The sequence below is a fragment of the Herbaspirillum lusitanum genome, assembly GCF_026127345.1.
In the GTDB taxonomy this organism is placed as follows: Bacteria; Pseudomonadota; Gammaproteobacteria; order Burkholderiales; family Burkholderiaceae_D; genus Herbaspirillum; species Herbaspirillum lusitanum.
In genome coordinates, this window is the sequence record NZ_QXFG01000014.1 from 172570 (window position 1) to 191748 (window position 19179).

The 19179-nt window shown below is 58.2% G+C and carries 15 protein-coding genes, 2 tRNA genes and 3 rRNA genes; 11 read left to right on the top strand and 9 right to left on the bottom strand.

Annotation, left to right across the window (positions count from 1 at the left end):
* The first annotated feature begins 16 nt into the window (after positions 1 to 16).
* The 10 genes from urtE to DXT88_RS20330 all read left to right on the top strand — a co-directional run bounded on the left by urtE (position 17) and on the right by DXT88_RS20330 (position 7025).
* Positions 17 to 715 (top strand): urea ABC transporter ATP-binding subunit UrtE, encoded by a 699-nt coding sequence (gene urtE / locus DXT88_RS20285; RefSeq protein WP_265215783.1) that lies wholly within the window; start codon positions 17 to 19, stop codon positions 713 to 715.
* A gap of 165 nt (positions 716 to 880) precedes the next feature.
* The gene (locus DXT88_RS20290) at positions 881 to 1780 is read left to right on the top strand and encodes an urease accessory protein UreD (protein ID WP_265215784.1); all 900 of its coding nucleotides are present in this window, start codon (positions 881 to 883) and stop codon (positions 1778 to 1780) included.
* Positions 1781 to 1810: 30 nt separating this feature from the next.
* On the top strand, positions 1811 to 2113 hold the full coding sequence (locus DXT88_RS20295) for an urease subunit gamma (RefSeq protein WP_007881339.1): 303 nt from the start codon (positions 1811 to 1813) through the stop codon (positions 2111 to 2113).
* 11 nt (positions 2114 to 2124) lie between these two features.
* The gene (locus DXT88_RS20300) at positions 2125 to 2448 is read left to right on the top strand and encodes an urease subunit beta (protein WP_265215785.1); all 324 of its coding nucleotides are present in this window, start codon (positions 2125 to 2127) and stop codon (positions 2446 to 2448) included.
* Positions 2448 to 4148 (top strand): urease subunit alpha, encoded by a 1701-nt coding sequence (gene ureC, locus DXT88_RS20305; RefSeq protein ID WP_265215786.1) that lies wholly within the window; start codon positions 2448 to 2450, stop codon positions 4146 to 4148. The genes DXT88_RS20300 and ureC overlap by 1 nt, the downstream gene beginning before the upstream one ends.
* Before the next feature lie 9 nt (positions 4149 to 4157).
* Positions 4158 to 4667 carry an urease accessory protein UreE gene (gene ureE, locus DXT88_RS20310; protein ID WP_016836515.1) on the top strand — a complete coding sequence of 170 codons (510 nt, stop codon included), beginning with the start codon at positions 4158 to 4160 and terminating at the stop codon, positions 4665 to 4667.
* 21 nt (positions 4668 to 4688) lie between these two features.
* A complete protein-coding gene (locus DXT88_RS20315) occupies positions 4689 to 5369 on the top strand; it encodes an urease accessory protein UreF (RefSeq protein ID WP_265215787.1) in 681 nt (226 codons plus the stop codon).
* A 70-nt stretch (positions 5370 to 5439) separates the two neighbouring features.
* A complete protein-coding gene (gene ureG / locus DXT88_RS20320) occupies positions 5440 to 6069 on the top strand; it encodes an urease accessory protein UreG (RefSeq protein ID WP_029364006.1) in 630 nt (209 codons plus the stop codon).
* 74 nt (positions 6070 to 6143) lie between these two features.
* Positions 6144 to 6758, top strand: a complete 615-nt coding sequence (locus DXT88_RS20325) for a HupE/UreJ family protein (protein ID WP_016836512.1) — start codon at positions 6144 to 6146, stop codon at positions 6756 to 6758.
* A gap of 33 nt (positions 6759 to 6791) precedes the next feature.
* A complete protein-coding gene (locus DXT88_RS20330; protein ID WP_265215788.1) occupies positions 6792 to 7025 on the top strand; it encodes a hypothetical protein in 234 nt (77 codons plus the stop codon).
* Between the two features lie 331 nt (positions 7026 to 7356).
* Here the strand turns inward: DXT88_RS20330 and rrf are convergent.
* The 9 genes from rrf to DXT88_RS20375 all read right to left on the bottom strand — a co-directional run bounded on the left by rrf (position 7357) and on the right by DXT88_RS20375 (position 17196).
* Positions 7357 to 7469, bottom strand: a 5S ribosomal RNA gene (rrf, locus tag DXT88_RS20335).
* A gap of 144 nt (positions 7470 to 7613) precedes the next feature.
* Positions 7614 to 10488 (bottom strand): 23S ribosomal RNA (locus DXT88_RS20340).
* 284 nt (positions 10489 to 10772) lie between these two features.
* A tRNA-Ala gene (locus tag DXT88_RS20345) sits at positions 10773 to 10848 on the bottom strand.
* A gap of 9 nt (positions 10849 to 10857) precedes the next feature.
* Positions 10858 to 10934 (bottom strand) — tRNA-Ile (locus DXT88_RS20350).
* Between the two features lie 116 nt (positions 10935 to 11050).
* Positions 11051 to 12583 (bottom strand): 16S ribosomal RNA (locus tag DXT88_RS20355).
* The 16S, 23S and 5S rRNA genes sit together here with 2 tRNA genes alongside, the layout of an rRNA operon.
* Positions 12584 to 13204: 621 nt before the next feature.
* Positions 13205 to 13555: a BON domain-containing protein gene (locus DXT88_RS20360; RefSeq protein WP_265215789.1), complete on the bottom strand. Its 351-nt coding sequence runs from the start codon at positions 13553 to 13555 to the stop codon at positions 13205 to 13207.
* A gap of 221 nt (positions 13556 to 13776) precedes the next feature.
* Positions 13777 to 15150: a sigma 54-interacting transcriptional regulator gene (locus tag DXT88_RS20365; RefSeq protein WP_265215790.1), complete on the bottom strand. Its 1374-nt coding sequence runs from the start codon at positions 15148 to 15150 to the stop codon at positions 13777 to 13779.
* Positions 15151 to 15185: 35 nt separating this feature from the next.
* Positions 15186 to 15692 carry a hypothetical protein gene (locus DXT88_RS20370; protein ID WP_265215791.1) on the bottom strand — a complete coding sequence of 169 codons (507 nt, stop codon included), beginning with the start codon at positions 15690 to 15692 and terminating at the stop codon, positions 15186 to 15188.
* Positions 15693 to 15705: 13 nt separating this feature from the next.
* Positions 15706 to 17196: a sensor histidine kinase gene (locus DXT88_RS20375; protein WP_016833365.1), complete on the bottom strand. Its 1491-nt coding sequence runs from the start codon at positions 17194 to 17196 to the stop codon at positions 15706 to 15708.
* A 342-nt stretch (positions 17197 to 17538) separates the two neighbouring features.
* Between DXT88_RS20375 and DXT88_RS20380 the strand changes: the two genes are divergently transcribed.
* Positions 17539 to 18966 carry an MFS transporter gene (locus DXT88_RS20380; protein ID WP_265215792.1) on the top strand — a complete coding sequence of 476 codons (1428 nt, stop codon included), beginning with the start codon at positions 17539 to 17541 and terminating at the stop codon, positions 18964 to 18966.
* Positions 18967 to 19179: the final 213 nt, after the last annotated feature.

The following is a 19179-nucleotide window of genomic DNA, read 5'->3' on the forward strand; positions in this document are numbered from 1 at the left end:
GCGGAGACGAAAAAATATGCTGCAAGTCAATCAACTGAATCAATACTACGGCGCCGCGCACACCTTGCGCGGCGTGTCGATCAACGTCGAAAAAGGCAAGTGCCTGTCGCTGCTCGGCCGCAACGGCGTCGGCAAGACGACGCTGCTGAAATGCCTGATGGGCGTGCTGCCGGTCGCGGCCGGCAACGTCACGCTGGAAGGCCGCGACATCACCAAGCTCAAGCCGCACCAACGTGCAGGACTGGGGATTGCGTATGTGCCGCAAGGTCGTGAGATCTTTGCACGCCTGACCGTGGAAGAAAACCTGCTGATGGGCATGGCCACCCAATCCGGCCGCAAGGCGTCGACGATCAAGGGCGAAGTCTATGAACTGTTCCCGGTGCTGAAGGAAATGCTGCACCGTCGCGGCGGCGATCTGTCGGGTGGGCAGCAACAGCAACTGGCGATCGCCCGTGCGCTGTTGGCCGAACCGAAACTGATCATCCTCGATGAACCGACCGAAGGTATCCAGCCGTCGATCATCAAGGACATCGGCCGCGTCATCAGCCTGCTGCGCCAGCGCGGCGACATCGGTATCTTGCTGTGCGAGCAGTACTTCGATTTTGCGCGTGAACTGGCCGACACCTTTGTCGTGATGTCGCGCGGCGAAGTGGTGGCGTCGGGCGTGCAGGCGGAGATGGATAACGAAAATGTGAAGAAGCACCTGGCGGTGTAACAGGGCAAGTGCATGGCCGCATAAGCCGCGCTGTATTGCCGGATTATCAAGTCCGGCCGACGTTCGCGGCGTGCGTTTTGCTTACAGGTCTGCTATAAACGAACGTCCACGCCGCAGCATCCTCACGTCGCACAATCCGCATAATCCGCACAATCAGAACATTGCATGAAACGCATCATCGATCCTGCCGCTGCCGTCACGGAATCAGGCCAGACCGCCGCCGTCGCCGCACCTGCGTCACGCCATCAGCAGGCGCGGCTGACGCTGGGCTTCGCCGACGATGCCGGCACCACGCGCATGATCGAGCGTAGCCACTTCGGCCCGTTGCGCGTGCAGAAGCCGCTGTATCCGGAACACCCCGCCGTCTGCCACGCCGTCATCGTGCATCCGCCGGGCGGCATCCTCGGTGGCGACGTGCTGAACATCACTGCGCATGTCGGCGACAAGGCCCACGCGTTGCTGACTACGCCCGGAGCGGGGAAATGGTATCGCGCCAACGACTTCGTCTCGCAGCAGCAAGTTGCACTGACTGCAACGGCCGGAGCCGCAATGGAGTGGCTGCCGCAGGAGACCATCTTCTTCAACGATGCCGATGTGCGCATGGAACACCAGGTCGAGCTGGCTGCCGACGCGACCTATATCGGCGGCGAGATCCTCTGCTTCGGCCGCACCGCGTCGGGTGAATCGTTCACTGACGGTCGCGTCAGCCAGCGCACCAGCATCCGGCGTGACGGCAAACTGGTGTGGTTCGAGCAAGGCGCCTTGCGCGCAGGCACGTCGTCGATGACGAGCCCGCTGGCTTTGGCCGGCTATTCGGTCAGCGCTACCTTGATAGCGGTCGGCTTGCCGCTCAACGCCGCTTTCCTCGGCGAACTGCGCGAACAAACCAGCGCGCTGGCCCATGACGGCCGCAGCGGCGCGACGCAAATGAAACAGGTATTGGTGCTGCGTTATCTGGGCAATTCCAGCCAGGTTGCGCGGCAATGGCTGACGCATGCATGGCAGCGCATTCGTCCGGAATTGATGCAGCGTGAGGCGATCGTGCCGCGCATCTGGAATACATAAGCAAGCGACAGAAAGAATCAAGGAGAACGCATGGAACTGACCCCGCGGGAAAAAGACAAGCTGCTGATTTTTACGGCGGCCCTGGTGGCTGAACGGCGCAAGGCGCGCGGCCTCAAACTGAATTATCCGGAAGCGGTGGCGCTGATCACGGCCGCCATCATGGAAGGCGCGCGCGACGGCCGCACCGTCGCCGAGCTGATGTCGGAGGGTACCAAGATCTTGTCGCGCGCCGACGTCATGGATGGCGTGGCGGAGATGATCCCTGACATCCAAGTCGAAGCGACTTTCCCGGACGGCAGCAAGCTCGTCACGGTTCACCACCCGATTCCTTGAGGAGCGCTGAGATGATTCCAGGAGAAATGCTGGTTGAGCCGGGCGACATCGAACTCAACGTCGGCCGCCGCACCGCGAGCGTCACCGTCGCCAACAGCGGCGACCGTCCGATCCAGGTCGGATCGCACTTTCACTTTTTCGAAACCAATCCGGCGCTGAAATTCGACCGTCAGATCGGTTACGGCATGCGCCTGAACATCGCCGCCGGCACCGCGGTCCGCTTCGAGCCGGGCCAGGAACGCACGGTGGAACTGGTGGCGTTGGCCGGCGACCGCAAGGTCTACGGTTTCAACGCCAAAGTGATGGGCGAACTCGACAAGAAGGGAAATAAATAATGGCCAAGATTTCGCGTCAGGCTTATGCCGAGATGTTCGGCCCCACCGTCGGCGACCGTTTGCGTCTGGCCGATACCGAGTTGTTCATCGAGGTCGAGAAGGATTTCACGACCTACGGCGAAGAGGTCAAGTTCGGCGGCGGCAAGGTGATCCGCGACGGCATGGGCCAGTCGCAGCGCAACTATAAAGACGTCATGGACACCGTCATCACCAATGCTGTGATCGTCGACCATTGGGGTATCGTCAAGGCCGACATCGGCTTGAAGGGCGGCAAGATTGCAGCCATCGGCAAGGCCGGCAATCCGGATATCCAGCCCGACGTCACCATGGCCATCGGCGGCGCTACCGAAATCATCGCCGGTGAAGGCATGATCGTCACCGCAGGCGGCGTCGATACCCACATCCACTTCATCTGCCCGCAGCAGATCGAAGAAGCGCTGATGAGCGGCGTCACCACCATGATCGGCGGCGGCACCGGGCCTGCAGTCGGCACCGCGGCGACAACTTGTACGCCGGGTCCGTGGCATATCCACTCGATGCTGTCGGCGGCGGATGCATTCCCGATGAATCTGGGCTTCCTCGGCAAGGGCAACGTCAGTCTGCCGACACCATTGGAAGAACAGGTCCACGCCGGCGCCATCGGCCTGAAACTGCATGAAGACTGGGGCTCGACGCCTGCTGCAATCGAAAACTGCTTGTCCGTCGCGGATCGCCTCGATGTGCAGGTCGCGATCCACAGCGATACCCTCAACGAAGGCGGCTTCCTTGAGCATACGCTGGCGGCCTTCAAGGATCGCACCATCCACACCTTCCATACCGAAGGCGCGGGCGGCGGTCACGCACCGGACATCATCGCGGCCGTAGGGCAAAGTAATGTCTTACCGTCGTCGACCAATCCGACGCGTCCCTACACAGTCAATACGCTGGACGAACATCTGGACATGCTGATGGTCTGCCATCACCTGGATCCTGCCATTGCCGAAGACATCGCCTTCGCCGAATCGCGCATCCGTCGCGAAACGATTGCTGCAGAAGACATCCTGCACGACATCGGCGCGATCTCGATGATGTCGTCCGACTCGCAAGCGATGGGCCGCGTCGGCGAAGTGATCATGCGCACCTGGCAGACCGCGCACAAGATGAAGACGCAGCGCGGCTCGCTGGCGCAAGATCCGTCGCGCCACGACAATTTCCGCGTCAAGCGCTATATCGCCAAGTACACCATCAACCCGGCGATCACGCATGGCATTTCGCATGTGGTCGGTTCGCTGGAAGTCGGCAAGGTCGCCGACATCGTGCTGTGGAAGCCGGCCTTCTTCGGCGTCAAGCCGTCGATGATCCTCAAGAGCGGCATGATCGCGGCGGCACAAATGGGTGATCCGAATGCATCCATCCCGACGCCGCAGCCAGTGCATTATCGGATGATGTTCGGCGCTTACGGCGGCGGCTTGAAGACCTCGATGACCTTCGTCTCGCAATCCGCGTTCGATGCCGGTATCGGCGACATGCTCAAGCTGAACAAGCCAGTCGTGCCGGTGAAAGGCATGCGCAATCTGCGCAAGCGCGACATGATCCATAACGGCGCGACGCCGAAGATGGAGGTCGATTCCGAAACCTACGAAGTGCGCGCCGACGGCGAGTTGCTGGTGTGCGAACCGGCCAAGGTGCTGCCGCTGGCGCAACGTTATTTCCTGTTCTGAAAAAATACTATGCTGACCCTGAACACCAAGATCGAACACGCCGAAAAGATCGACGGCGAATTGCTGTTGCCTTACGACCAGCGCGAGAAGAGCCGCCTGCGCGCGACCATGACCTCGGGCGAAGAAGTCGCGGTCTTCACCCTGCGCGGCACCGTGCTGCGCAATGGCGACCTGCTGCGCGGCGACGACGGTCGCGTGGTCAAGATCAATGCCGCCAGGGAGGCTACCTATCGTGTAGAGGCGAGTTCGCCGCATCAGTTGCTGCGTTGCGCTTTCCACCTTGGCAATCGTCACACGCAGGCGCAAGTCGGCGAGGGCTTCCTGCGCATCCGCAAGGATCCGGTGCTGAAAGAAATGCTGGAAGGCCTGGGCGCGCTGGTGCTTGAAGAAGAAGCCGCTTTCGAGCCGGAGTCGGGTGCCTACGGCGGCGGTCATCACCATCATGGCGACGACCATCATCACCCGCTGGCTCCCATCCCCGTGCGTCAGAAGATTCATCGCCCCGGCGACAAATCCTGATCCTGATTCGCAGAGACTTCCATGCAAGCACAAGCCCTGCTCCATCTGCTCCAGCTAACCAGCCCGTCGCTGCCGATCGGCGCGTACAGCTATTCGCAGGGACTCGAGGCAGCGATTGAAAACGGCACCGTGAAGAACGAGGCCGGTGCGCGTGCGTGGATCGTCGATTCGTTGCATGAAGTAATCGCCAGGTTTGAAGCGCCGATTTTGTGGCGTTTGCTGCAGGCCTTCGACGCGCGCGATACTGATGCGGTGGCATTGTGGAACGAACGCTTTATCGCCGCGCGCGACACGGCTGAGTTCCGCGCCGAGACCATACAGATGGGATATTCACTGAGCAAGCTGGCCGTCGACCTGAAGATCGGCGACCAACCTTTGCTTGATCTGTTGCAGGCGCAAGGCGAAGTCCCGTTGCCGACGGCGTTGGCCTATGCTGCGGTAGCGCTGAACGTCCCGCACGACGCTGCCCTGCTCGGCATGTTGTTCGCGTGGGCGGAGAATCAGGTACTGGTCTGCGTCAAGTCGGTTCCACTCGGCCAGGTTGCCGGCCAACGTTTGCTGCTGTCCCTGCAACCGGAGCTCGAGGCTGCAGCGAAGACCGCGCAGGAACTGGCTGACGATGAATTGTCGAACTGGTCCCCGGGCTTGTCGCTGCTGTCGATGCAGCATGAAGTGCAATACAGCCGCTTGTACCGTTCTTAGTGTTGATGTCCTGTCGGTCCATCAGAGTCATTTTGAATTTTTATAGAATCCGTCTTTAATCGAGATAAACATGAGCAATCCATCCTCCCCCAATCCATTGCGCGTCGGCATCGGCGGCCCGGTCGGTTCCGGCAAGACCGCGCTGTGCGAAATGCTGTGCAAGCGCATGCGCGACCATTACGACATGGCCGTCATCACCAACGATATTTACACCAAGGAGGACATGGAGATCCTTCTGCGCGCCGACGCCTTGCCCGCGGAACGCCTGATGGGCGTGGAGACCGGCGGTTGCCCGCATACGGCGATCCGTGAAGACGCCTCGATCAACCTGGAAGCGATTGCGCGCATGAGCGCGGATTTCCCGGATCTGGACCTGATACTGGTAGAATCCGGCGGCGACAATCTGGCGGCGACGTTCAGCCCCGAGTTGTCGGACCTGACCATTTACGTGATCGACGTCGCCGGCGGCGAGAAGATTCCGCGCAAAGGCGGCCCCGGCATCACGCGTTCGGATCTGCTGATCATCAACAAGACCGATCTGGCGCCGTATGTCGGCGCCAATCTGGACATCATGGCCCAGGATGCCAAGCGCATGCGGGGCGACCGGCCGTTCGTGTTTACCAATTTGCGCAGCGGTGACGGCGTGGAGACGGTGATTGCATACATTCGCAAGCAGGGCTTGCTGGATGAGAAGAAGTAAAGTTAAGACTGCTTGCTATTCTGGTTCGTTAGGCGCATGAGCGCATTCGCAAGATTCATTTGAAGGAGAAAAACATGTTTCGTATTCCCGGCAAGACTGTCGCGCGCGCAAGCGCATTGACCATCGCAGCGCTGGCCAGCACCAGCGTGCTGGCCCATCCCGGCCACCCCGATTCGCTGGTGTCTGCGTCGATGAGTTTCGGCGCCGGCTTCAGCCATCCGTTTTCAGGCGTGGATCATTTGCTGGCGATGCTGGCGGTTGGTTTGTGGGCGGCGCAAAACAAGCGTTCGGCGATGTGGGTCTTGCCGCTGGCGTTTCCGCTGATGATGGTGGTCGGCGCGCTGTTGGCGTTTTCCGGCTTGAGCATCCCCGCCGCTGAAACCGGCATTGCCGCTTCCGTCGCGGTGCTTGGCTTGTTGATCGCCTTCGCCGTGCGCATGCCTTTGTGGGCGAGCACGGTCGTGGTGTCCTTGTTCGCAGTGTTCCACGGCTATGCACACGGCAGCGAATTACCGCACGGTTCGTCGGCTGCGCTGTATGGCATCGGTTTCGTGCTTGCCACGGCTTTGTTGCACGCGGCTGGGCTTGGCATCGGCCTGTTTGCCGGCAAGCAGATGGCCGATAAAGTTGTGCGTATCGGCGGTATCGGTATTGCTGCGGTCGGCGCTTATTTGTTGGCGGCTGGTTGATTGATGTAACTGATGGTGGCGTGGCGTTCCAGGATGCCCGGCGCCACCGGACAGGATAGCGAAGGGCCGCGTTTCGACGCGGCCCTTTTTGTTTGTGGATCGGATTTGATTGCCGGGAACGAACGGCTGCGCGATCTCGGATGCAAAAAGGACCGGTCATTGATCGGTTTTTTGCGTCTGTCGGATTGGAGCAATGGGTTGTTGGGGAAGTTTGGCGTCGGGATCGCGCTCGACGCGTGCGTGCGGGTCAGATCAGGAAGTGGGTGAGAGGACTGCCGCTGTTCCTCGTTTATTTCTGCGGGGCGCTGGTGTGCTTGATACAAACCACGGCCGTGGACGCTTGATCTTCCCGGCCGATCAGCGGTGTTGGGAGCGTAGTTGGAATGAAGCGGCGGTGAGTCCGCGAGGCGCGGATTGCCCCCGCAATGCGGGTAAAACAGTGAGGCGGAAGAGGTAAAACGGAACCGGCAGTTGTTCTGCGCCCGGGTAATACGCCGCAAATACGGCGTGGAGGGATTGAAGAGGGGAAGATATGACAAAGGAAACGGACAGCAAAAAGCCCCACACCTGATGGCATGGGGCTTGAGCTTAATTAATAGCCTGACGATGACCTACTTTCACACTGGTTGCAGCACTATCATCGGCGCGAAGTCGTTTCACGGTCCTGTTCGGGATGGGAAGGGGTGGTACCAACTTGCTATAGTCATCAGGCATAACTTGTAGTGTTGCTTGGGTCCAATTGGAGCTAGGATGGCCAAACAACGCAATCTGGGAAGAAGTAAATTTTATCTTTGGGTGTGATGTGCCGATCAGGGCAAACACATAAATCTCTAAAGCTATAACAGCTAATGTTATAGGGACAAGCCGCACGGGCAATTAGTATCAGTTAGCTTAACGCATTACTGCGCTTCCACACCTGACCTATCAACGTCCTGGTCTCGAACGACCCTTTAGGGGGGTTAAACCCCCGGGAAGTCTCATCTCAAGGCGAGTTTCCCGCTTAGATGCTTTCAGCGGTTATCTCTTCCGAACTTAGCTACTCGGCAATGCCACTGGCGTGACAACCGATACACCAGAGGTTCGTCCACTCCGGTCCTCTCGTACTAGGAGCAGCCCCCTTCAAACTTCCAACGCCCACGGCAGATAGGGACCAAACTGTCTCACGACGTTTTAAACCCAGCTCACGTACCACTTTAAATGGCGAACAGCCATACCCTTGGGACCGGCTACAGCCCCAGGATGTGATGAGCCGACATCGAGGTGCCAAACTCCCCCGTCGATATGAACTCTTGGGAGGAATCAGCCTGTTATCCCCAGAGTACCTTTTATCCGTTGAGCGATGGCCCTTCCATACAGAACCACCGGATCACTATGTCCTACTTTCGTACCTGCTCGACTTGTCAGTCTCGCAGTTAAGCACGCTTATGCCATTGCACTATCAACACGATGTCCGACCGTATCTAGCGTACCTTCGAACTCCTCCGTTACACTTTGGGAGGAGACCGCCCCAGTCAAACTGCCTACCATGCACTGTCCCCGATCCGGATAACGGACCAAGGTTAGAACCTCAAACAAACCAGGGTGGTATTTCAAGGATGGCTCCATAGAGACTGGCGTCCCTACTTCAAAGCCTCCCACCTATCCTACACAGATTGGTTCAAAGTCCAATGCAAAGCTACAGTAAAGGTTCATGGGGTCTTTCCGTCTAGCCGCGGGTAGATTGCATCATCACAAACATTTCAACTTCGCTGAGTCTCGGGAGGAGACAGTGTGGCCATCGTTACGCCATTCGTGCAGGTCGGAACTTACCCGACAAGGAATTTCGCTACCTTAGGACCGTTATAGTTACGGCCGCCGTTTACTGGGACTTCAATCAAGAGCTTGCACCCCATCATTTAATCTTCCAGCACCGGGCAGGCGTCACACCCTATACGTCCACTTTCGTGTTTGCAGAGTGCTGTGTTTTTATTAAACAGTCGCAGCCACCTTTTTATTGCAACCCTTTTGTCCTTCTGGCGCAGGCCAGTCAAACTACTAGGGCGTACCTTATCCCGAAGTTACGGTACAAATTTGCCGAGTTCCTTCTCCCGAGTTCTCTCAAGCGCCTTAGAATACTCATCTCGCCCACCTGTGTCGGTTTGCGGTACGGTCTCGTTAGACTGAAGCTTAGAGGCTTTTCTTGGAACCACTTCCGATTGCTTCGCGAACAAGTTCGCTCGTCCCATACCCTTGAATTACGCTGCCGGATTTGCCTAACAGCCTTCTCTGATACAGAAACCGGGACATCCAACACCCGGACAACCTTCCGCGATCCGTCCCCCCATCGCATCTAACGACGGTGCAGGAATATTAACCTGCTTCCCATCAGCTACGCATCTCTGCCTCGCCTTAGGGGCCGACTCACCCTGCTCCGATGAACGTTGAACAGGAAACCTTGGGCTTACGGCGTGGGGGCTTTTCACCCCCATTATCGCTACTCATGTCAGCATTCGCACTTCTGATACCTCCAGCATCCTTTACAAGACACCTTCGCAGGCTTACAGAACGCTCTCCTACCATATCAATAAATTGATATCCGCAGCTTCGGTGACTGGCTTAGCCCCGTTACATCTTCCGCGCAGGACGACTCGATCAGTGAGCTATTACGCTTTCTTTAAAGGGTGGCTGCTTCTAAGCCAACCTCCTGACTGTTTTAGCCTTCCCACTTCGTTTTCCACTTAGCCAATCTTTGGGACCTTAGCTGGCGGTCTGGGTTGTTTCCCTCTTGACGCCGGACGTTAGCACCCGACGTCTGTCTCCCAAGCTCGCACTCATCGGTATTCGGAGTTTGCAATGGGTTGGTAAGTCGCGATGACCCCCTAGCCATAACAGTGCTCTACCCCCGATGGTGATACTTGAGGCACTACCTAAATAGTTTTCGGAGAGAACCAGCTATTTCCAAGTTTGTTTAGCCTTTCACCCCTACCCACAGCTCATCCCCTAATTTTTCAACATTAGTGGGTTCGGTCCTCCAGTGCGTGTTACCGCACCTTCAACCTGGCCATGAGTAGATCACTTGGTTTCGGGTCTACACCCAGCGACTGAACGCCCTATTCGGACTCGATTTCTCTACGGCTTCCCTATTCGGTTAACCTTGCCACTGAATGTAAGTCGCTGACCCATTATACAAAAGGTACGCAGTCACGGAACAAGTCCGCTCCTACTGTTTGTATGCACACGGTTTCAGGATCTATTTCACTCCCCTTCCGGGGTTCTTTTCGCCTTTCCCTCACGGTACTGGTTCACTATCGGTCGATTACGAGTATTTAGCCTTGGAGGATGGTCCCCCCATGTTCAGACAGGATTTCACGTGTCCCGCCCTACTTGTCGCAAGCCTAGTTCCACACTACTGATTTCGTATAAGGGGCTATCACCCTCTATGGCCGGACTTTCCATTCCGTTCTACTATCAATGGTGCTAAATCTTGCAGGCTGGTCCCATTTCGCTCGCCACTACTTTGGGAATCTCGGTTGATTTCTTTTCCTGCAGCTACTTAGATGTTTCAGTTCGCCGCGTTCGCTTCACAGACCTATGTATTCAGTCAGTGATACCCTTGCGGGTGGGTTTCCCCATTCGGAAATCTGCGGATCAAAGCTTGTTTGCTAGCTCCCCGCAGCTTATCGCAAGCTACTACGTCCTTCATCGCCTGTAATCGCCAAGGCATCCACCATGTGCACTTATTCACTTGTCCCTATAACGTTAGCCTCTCTTCCGAGAGATCGTTATAGAGTTTTTTGAGTTTAGCGTTTGCCGTATTGCCAAAGTAAGTCTTCTAATTGCTAAGATCACTTCGTAATACTTTGATTGATACAATCACACCCATCAACTTCTTGCACAAGGATCGAAATCCTGGCGCTCGTCGTTGACGAATTCTTTACTTCTTCCAGATTGTTAAAGAACAAAAACAGCTATTGATCACTAAAAGACCAAACCTAAATCCACACGCTCATGCATGCGACTTAGGTTTGATGTTTCTGGTGGAGGTTGACGGGATCGAACCGACGACCCCCTGCTTGCAAAGCAGGTGCTCTCCCAGCTGAGCTAAACCCCCGAAACTCTTTGGTGGGTCTGGTTGGGCTCGAACCAACGACCCCCGCGTTATCAACACGGTGCTCTAACCAGCTGAGCTACAGACCCGCTTGGATCAGTAATCAGCAGTCAGCCAGCAGACTATGCCGCCGCCGCAACCGATATAACTGTTCTTCTTTACTAACAGACGATAAGTGTGAGCGCTTAAATCATGCGCACTCTAGAAAGGAGGTGATCCAGCCGCACCTTCCGATACGGCTACCTTGTTACGACTTCACCCCAGTCACGAACCCTGCCGTGGTAATCGCCCTCCTTACGGTTAGGCTAACTACTTCTGGCAGAACCCGCTCCCATGGTGTGACGGGCGGTGTGTACAAGACCCGGGAACGTATTCACCGCGACATGCTGATCCGCGATTACTAGCGATTCCAACTTCATGGAGTCGAGTTGCAGACTCCAATCCGGACTACGATACACTTTCTGGGATTAGCTCCCCCTCGCGGGTTGGCGGCCCTCTGTATGTACCATTGTATGACGTGTGAAGCCCTACCCATAAGGGCCATGAGGACTTGACGTCATCCCCACCTTCCTCCGGTTTGTCACCGGCAGTCTCATTAGAGTGCCCTTTCGTAGCAACTAATGACAAGGGTTGCGCTCGTTGCGGGACTTAACCCAACATCTCACGACACGAGCTGACGACAGCCATGCAGCACCTGTGTTACGGTTCTCTTTCGAGCACTCCTAAATCTCTTCAGGATTCCGTACATGTCAAGGGTAGGTAAGGTTTTTCGCGTTGCATCGAATTAATCCACATCATCCACCGCTTGTGCGGGTCCCCGTCAATTCCTTTGAGTTTTAATCTTGCGACCGTACTCCCCAGGCGGTCTACTTCACGCGTTAGCTGCGTTACCAAGTCAATTAAGACCCGACAACTAGTAGACATCGTTTAGGGCGTGGACTACCAGGGTATCTAATCCTGTTTGCTCCCCACGCTTTCGTGCATGAGCGTCAGTGTTATCCCAGGGGGCTGCCTTCGCCATCGGTATTCCTCCACATATCTACGCATTTCACTGCTACACGTGGAATTCTACCCCCCTCTGACACACTCTAGCCATACAGTCACAAATGCAATTCCCAGGTTGAGCCCGGGGATTTCACATCTGTCTTGCATAACCGCCTGCGCACGCTTTACGCCCAGTAATTCCGATTAACGCTTGCACCCTACGTATTACCGCGGCTGCTGGCACGTAGTTAGCCGGTGCTTATTCTTCAGGTACCGTCATTAGCCCCAGGTATTAACCAAGACCGTTTCTTCCCTGACAAAAGAGCTTTACAACCCGAAGGCCTTCTTCACTCACGCGGCATTGCTGGATCAGGCTTGCGCCCATTGTCCAAAATTCCCCACTGCTGCCTCCCGTAGGAGTCTGGACCGTGTCTCAGTTCCAGTGTGGCTGGTCGTCCTCTCAGACCAGCTACTGATCGTCGCCTTGGTGAGCTTTTACCCCACCAACTAGCTAATCAGATATCGGCCGCTCCATGAGCATGAGGTCTTGCGATCCCCCACTTTCATCCGTAGATCGTATGCGGTATTAGCTAATCTTTCGACTAGTTATCCCCCACTCTAGGGCACGTTCCGATATATTACTCACCCGTTCGCCACTCGCCACCAGAAGCAAGCTCCCGTGCTGCCGTTCGACTTGCATGTGTAAGGCATGCCGCCAGCGTTCAATCTGAGCCAGGATCAAACTCTTCAGTTCAATCTCTGTTTTGCCATTGCTGGCTGATTCTTTCGAATCGGTCACTCACTCAAAATACTGACAGATAATTTCTTACCTATATTTCTTCGTGAGCGTTTAAAAATATTTAAAGTTTCCAGACCCGAAGGTCTGTCGCACTTCATTAAACGCCCACACTTATCGACTGTTAATTTTTAAAGAACCTTGCCTGCTTCGCTCCGCACCGAAGTGCCGTTTGCGTCGCTGTCAAATCGTTTTGTTTGTCAGCAGCAGAGAAACGAGATTATGTAGTGTTTTTTAATTTGCGTCAACTACTTTTTTAACGCTTCACTAAAAATTTTTACTTCCAACTTCTCGCTTCAAAAACCTTTTTTACTTCCTTTTCCCCACCTCCGGCGCGCTGCGTCTTGCTGTTTGCTGCGTCGCTCTGTCAGCGGGGAGGCGAACTATAGCAAAGCTTTTCCATTCCGTGCAACCCTTTTTGAAAAATTATTTAAACTTTTTATCCACCCTCCCGGCAAACCCACGCCAGCCCTGCATTTGCAGCCGTAAATAATTTTAAAAACAAAAAGCATGAAGCCCGTCCCTGACGGGACGGGCTTCATTTCTGCCTTAATCACCTGTGATTAGCAGTGCAGCAAATTAGCTGCTCTTGACGGTCAGTTCGCTCTTCACGTCCTTGACGCCATCGATCGCGGCCGCCAATTGCAATGCATGCTGGCCGACGTCGGCATTAGGCACTGGGCCGGCAAGAGTAACGATGCCCTTTTTGGTGGTGACCTTGATCTTCAGGGCGGACACCTGACTGTCTTCCACGAAGGCCGCCTTGACCTTGGCGGTGATGACGGAGTCGTCTACATAGGCGCCGGCTTTCTGCGTAGTGCTGGCGGAAGACGAACCGGTGGAGGTATCGGCTGCGTAGACGGCAGGAACTGCGGCGGCGGTCAGGAAGGCGGCGGCAACCAGTGTCGAGATGGTTTTGGTCTTTTGCATGATGAGGTCCTTATAGTATGAAAAAGAGAGACAACGCATTCGCGCTACCTGCCCTCTCTTTCGCAAAGGCCATGCCAGGATGAATTAACTCAATGATTTCAATGACTTGGGAAATACCGACCAAGCCAGTCGACGTTTCTCCCCTCAAAAACCACTGTTTTTCGTCGCCTGGGAGCGACGCCAGACCACCCAAAAAACCTAAGCCTTTGATTTAAAAAGACTTATTCTTGTCGCTCGATAGCGACGTCTTCTTCATCTCCGCGGAAAAGCCGTGGATCCAGCCCATTCTTCTGTAACAGACGATAGAACTCGGTCCGATTGCGGTCGGCCAATCGGGCCGCGTCGGCAACATTGCCGTCGGTCAATTTGAGCAGCTGGATCAGGTAATCGCGCTCGAAACGCTGCTTGGCGTCCGCATAGCGCAAGACCTCCAGCGCCGGCACCCGCAGGGCGCGCTGCACCAGCGCGGCCGGGATCAGCGGTGCGGTCGACAGCGCGCACACCTGCTCGACCACGTTATATAGCTGGCGCACGTTGCCGGGCCAGGAGGCCATCATCAGTATTTCCAGGGCGTCGGGGGCGAAGCCGTTGAGTTTCTTCTGATATCGCTCGGCGATTGCCTGCAGGAAATGATTGGCCAGCAAGGCGATATCTTCACGCCGTTCGACCAGCAGCGGCAGCGCCAGCGTGACGACGTTGAGCCGGTAGTAGAGATCTTCGCGGAAGGAACCGTCGGCCATCGCCGCGTCCAGGTTGCGATGGGTAGCCGAAAGGATGCGCACATCCACCGGCGTGCTGTCGTTGGCGCCGACCGGACGCACCGTCCGCTCCTGCAGCACGCGCAATAGCTTGACCTGCAGCGGCAACGGCATGTCGCCGATCTCGTCGAGGAACAGCGTGCCGCCGTCGGCCGCCTGGAACAAACCCTTGCGATGCTCGACTGCGCCGGTGAAGGCGCCCTTGACGTGGCCGAACAGCTCCGACTCCAGCAATTGCTCCGGAATCGCCGCGCAATTGACGGCGATGAACGGCGCCTTGGCGCGGCGACTGGCCCGATGGATCGCGCGCGCCAGCAATTCCTTGCCGGTGCCGCTTTCGCCGCGGATCAGGATGCTGGCGTCGGACACCGCCACCAACCGTGCTTCCGACAATACTTCCGCCATGCGCGGACTGCGGCTGATCAATTCTTCGCGCCAGGCTTCATCGGCATTGCCGTCAACCGACGCGGTCAGGCTCAGCGCCTGCTCGATCTTGGCCAGCAGGATCTTGGGATCGTAAGGTTTGGTCAGGTAGGCGAAGGCGCCCCGCGTGGTGGCCTCGACCGCATCGGGAATGGTGCCGTGCGCCGTCAGCAGGATCACCGGCAGCGCCGGGTACTGCGCGCGGATCTCGTCGAACAGCGCCAGCCCGTCCTTGCCCGGCAGCCGGATATCGCTGATGACCAGCGCCGGCAAGTCCATTGCCAGTTGCGCCTGGGCCGCTTCGGCGCTCGCCACGCCGGTGACGCGATAACCGTTGGCGGTCAGGCGCAGCGACAGCAGTTGCAGCAAATCGGCGTCGTCATCGACCAGCAGCAGGTGGCGCGGTGTGCTCATCTCGATGTGCTTCTCTATGCTCTATATAAGGGGATCTACTTTGGCTGGCCCGGCAGGGTGCGCTCGATGTTCTTCAGCGCCTCCAGCTTTTCGCTCAACTGGTCGAGGCGGCGCTGGCTATCGCGCGCCTGCTGGCTGGCCTTGTCGACGTTGTCATTCAAACGGCGCATCTCGGCGTAGTTGCTCACCAGCAGTTGCGCCAGCGGCTTCAAGGCGGTCGCATCGGAATCGGTCGCACTGAGCACCGCGCCCAGTTGCGCCTGCGCCTTGGTCAGATCGCCGGCGTCGTGCGTCAGGCCCAGCACCATGGCTTTTTGCATTGCCAGCATGGCGCCGCCGCCATGACGCGCATTGAGCACCTGCAGTTCGCGCCCCAGCTCCTGCGGCGACAGGCGACGCAAGGATTGGTGATACGCGAGCAAGTCCTCCATGCCGCCCACCGTCGTCACCAGCTTGACGGTACTGGTCGGCGCTTCCGGCGCGGGTGTGGCGCAGGCAGCCAGTAACAGGGAAAGCAGCAGGAGAAGTAATCTGGATTTCATGATTTGTCAGTTTTCAGCTTTCATCCGGCAATTCGATGCGGAAATGCGCGCCGCCCGGGCCCGCCACCAATTGCACCTCGCCATTGTGCGCCAGCACGTACTCACGCACGATGGACAGGCCGATGCCGTTGCCGTGACGTGCGCCTTGCGGCTGGTTCAGGCCCTGGTAGAAGGGATCGAAAATCCGCACCGTGTCGGTCGCCGCCACGCCCGGCCCCTGGTCGATGCAATCAATGCGCACGCGGCCTTCATGCCCCGACAGCACGAAACGGATGGTGCCGCCGCGCGGACTGAAGCGCACCGCATTCGACAGCAGGTTGGCCAGCACGATGGCGAACTTGTCCGGATCCAGCACCGCCGTGCGGGCGCCGCCCTCGACTTCGACCTTGAGATCGCGCGCCGTCCATTGCAGGCGCTGGTCATCGATCACCTTATATAAGAGCGCGCGCAAATCCACCGGCAGGCGGTTGATGTGCTGAGCGTCGAACGCCACTTCGTTATAGCGCAGCAAATCCTCGATCTGGTTCTGCAACGCTTGCGTGTTCTGGCGCAGGATGCGCGAAATCTCGCGCTGGCTGTCGGTCAGCTTGCCGGCCACCTCATCGTCGAGCAGCGCCGCGCCTTCACACAGGGCTGCCAGCGGCGTCTTCAGTTCATGCGAAACATGGCGCAAAAAGCGAGATTTCTCCGCCTCCAGATCGGCCAGCCGTTGTCGCAGCCAGTCCAGTTGCTGGCCAAGGCGGCGCAAGTCGGCCGGCCCTTTGACGATGATCGGCTGGTCGAAACGGTTTTCGCCGAGACGATTGATCGCCAACTCGATGCGCGCCAGCGGCCGCGACAGCCAAAGTCCAAACCAGAATGCCAGCAGCACCGCCAGCACGATGGCGCCGATCACCTGAAACGTCAGCATCTGGCGCTGTTGCTCCAGATCGTTGGACAAGGCGTTGTTGCGGCGCTCGACTTCGCGCTTGCTTTCCAGCGCCAGTTGTTCATTGAGCGCCGGCAGATGGGCGAACGCCTGGAACAGCGCGCGCTGGTCCGGCTTGCGCGCCTCGACCTTGCGCGCCGCCTGCTTGCGCTTGCCACCCGTCAGCGGTACAGGGACGATTGCGACTGCAGGCGTCTGATCCGCCTGCAACACGGTCCAGGCCGCTTCGCCGTAGCTGTTCCAGGAATTGAATGTGTCGGCCAGCGTCTGCGGCAGCGCTTCCTGCAATTCGGTCAGCGCGGTCTTGGCTTGTTGCCACGCTTCGGCGTAACGATCGCGGAAAGCCGGATCGTCCAGCACCAAGTACTGGCGCGCGCTGCGCTCCATCGCCACCGTGCGCTCGGCCAGTCGCTGCGCCTGCTCGGTCAGGCGCACGGCCTGGCCGGCGGTCTCGCGGCTGTGGACGGACATGCGCTCCAGCGTGAACAGGGCATGCACCGAAGTGCCGCTCAGCAGTGCGGCGATCAACAGGAACGCCGCCAGCAACAGCTGACGGAATGACAAACCCGGCAACATCACTGGCCGGGCCGCAGGCGAACGAGATACCGGCTGTTGTACGGCAGCTTGCTTGAGCATGAATCTTTCTCGCTAGGGTGGGTCATCATTGTAATCAACGACGAGACGGATACAGAAAAGTATCTTATATCTTCTAGAAAATACTAGAAACCGCCTCCCCTGCCAATATTTTCGTATCCACCGCAAAACGCCCTCGCCAGCAGTCCCGGCGGTTCCCGTATATCATGACCGCAGCTCCGGCCGGCCCGCGCTGCTGCTCTGCTGCTACGTTTCGCGCGATTCAGCAGCAGCCCGCGCGCCGGTCGTCCGTCCCCCTTTCCTCTGCCACTACTGCGCATCACAATGGAACCGTCGAAGTCCAAGGCCGCCGCGGCCGCTCCTGTTCACCCCGTAGTCATCGCCGGCGAAGGCCTGCCCGCCGACAAGCGCGCCATTGCCATCATCACGCTGCTGATCGCCGTCGGCCTGGCCACGCTCGACACCGCCATCGCCAACACGGCGCTACCGGTCATGGCGCGCGACCTCAACACCACCCCGGCTGCCTCGGTCTGGATCGTCACCGCCTACCAGTTGGCGATGATGGTCTCGCTGCTGCCGCTGGCCGCGCTGGGCGAAATCGTCGGCTATCGCCGGATCTATATAGGAGGGCTGGCGCTGTTCACGGCCGCCTCGTTGTTGTGCGCTGTCGCCTGGTCGCTGCCGGCCCTGACCGTCGCGCGCTTCCTGCAAGGCCTGGGCGGCGCCGGCATCATGAGCGTCAACACCGCGCTGATCCGCTATATCTACCCGACCCGTTCGCTCGGGCGCGGCGTCGGCATCAACACGCTGATCGTCGCCATCTCCTTCACCATCGGCCCCAGCGTCGCCTCCGGCATCCTGGCGATCGCGCCGTGGCCATGGCTGTTCGCCGTCAACGTCCCGCTTGGCATCATCGGCCTGGTGATGGCCGTGCCGTCGCTGCCGTACACGCCGAAGTCCACCCACCATTTCGACATCAAGAGCGCGCTGCTCAACGCCGCCGCCTTCGGTCTCCTGATCATGGCCATCGGCGAAGGCGCGCACCAGGCGGCGCCGAGCGTGGTCGTGCTGGAATTCGTCGCCGCGCTGGTATGCGGCTACCTGCTGATGCGCCGCGAAGCCTCGCATCCGGCGCCGATGCTGCCGGTCGATTTGTTCCGCCGGCCGATGTTCTCGCTGTCGGCCATCACCGCAGTGTGTTCGTTCGCCGCGCAAGGCCTGGCCTTCGTGTCGCTGCCGTTCTTCTTCCATCACGACCTCGGCCGCTCGCAAGTGGAAATCGGTTTGCTGATGACGCCATGGCCGGTTGCGGTCGCCATCATGGCGCCGATCGCCGGGCGCATGTCGGATCACTACCCCGCCGGCATGCTCGGCGGCTTCGGCCTGGCGCTGCTGTGCATCGGCCTGATGCTGATGACGCTGATGCCGGCCGCGCCAAGCGTGTTTGAAATTTCCTGGCGCATGTTCGTCTGCGGCATGGGCTTCGGCTTCTTCCAGTCTCCCAATCTCAAGGCGCTGATGACCAGCGCGCCGCCCAATCGCAGCGGCGGCGCCAGCGGCATCGTCGCCACCGCACGGCTGTTCGGCCAGAGCATCGGCGCGGCGCTGGTGGCGCTGTGCTTCAGCATGTCGGAACTGCACGGCTCGCGCATCGCACTGGGACTCGGCGCCGGCTTTGCGGGCGCCGCCTGTCTCGCCAGTTTCATGCGTCTGTTGACCACCAATCCGTACGCGCCGCCGGCGCAGAAGTAAGTCACATCACTTCTTGCGGACGATCCGCGCCACGACGGCACGGATCGTCCGCAACGACCAGCAATTCTCGTTTTTCCAAGCCTTCGCGCAGTACAAATACAACAGCCACATTCCGAGCAGGTTCTGCTACGATAAGGCCATGCAATCGCTGAACGTGAATTCGCGGAAGTCCAGGATTCATGCGTATTTCAGAGCAGCAACATAAGAACGCAT

Coding starts and splice junctions, on each gene's coding strand:
- urtE (WP_265215783.1), top strand. CDS start 17: ATGCTGCAAGTCAATCAACTGAATCAATACTACGGCGCCGCGCACACC.
- DXT88_RS20290 (WP_265215784.1), top strand. CDS start 881: ATGAAACGCATCATCGATCCTGCCGCTGCCGTCACGGAATCAGGCCAG.
- DXT88_RS20295 (WP_007881339.1), top strand. CDS start 1,811: ATGGAACTGACCCCGCGGGAAAAAGACAAGCTGCTGATTTTTACGGCG.
- DXT88_RS20300 (WP_265215785.1), top strand. CDS start 2,125: ATGATTCCAGGAGAAATGCTGGTTGAGCCGGGCGACATCGAACTCAAC.
- ureC (WP_265215786.1), top strand. CDS start 2,448: ATGGCCAAGATTTCGCGTCAGGCTTATGCCGAGATGTTCGGCCCCACC.
- ureE (WP_016836515.1), top strand. CDS start 4,158: ATGCTGACCCTGAACACCAAGATCGAACACGCCGAAAAGATCGACGGC.
- DXT88_RS20315 (WP_265215787.1), top strand. CDS start 4,689: ATGCAAGCACAAGCCCTGCTCCATCTGCTCCAGCTAACCAGCCCGTCG.
- ureG (WP_029364006.1), top strand. CDS start 5,440: ATGAGCAATCCATCCTCCCCCAATCCATTGCGCGTCGGCATCGGCGGC.
- DXT88_RS20325 (WP_016836512.1), top strand. CDS start 6,144: ATGTTTCGTATTCCCGGCAAGACTGTCGCGCGCGCAAGCGCATTGACC.
- DXT88_RS20330 (WP_265215788.1), top strand. CDS start 6,792: ATGCCCGGCGCCACCGGACAGGATAGCGAAGGGCCGCGTTTCGACGCG.
- DXT88_RS20360 (WP_265215789.1), bottom strand. CDS start 13,555: ATGCAAAAGACCAAAACCATCTCGACACTGGTTGCCGCCGCCTTCCTG.
- DXT88_RS20365 (WP_265215790.1), bottom strand. CDS start 15,150: ATGAGCACACCGCGCCACCTGCTGCTGGTCGATGACGACGCCGATTTG.
- DXT88_RS20370 (WP_265215791.1), bottom strand. CDS start 15,692: ATGAAATCCAGATTACTTCTCCTGCTGCTTTCCCTGTTACTGGCTGCC.
- DXT88_RS20375 (WP_016833365.1), bottom strand. CDS start 17,196: ATGTTGCCGGGTTTGTCATTCCGTCAGCTGTTGCTGGCGGCGTTCCTG.
- DXT88_RS20380 (WP_265215792.1), top strand. CDS start 17,539: ATGGAACCGTCGAAGTCCAAGGCCGCCGCGGCCGCTCCTGTTCACCCC.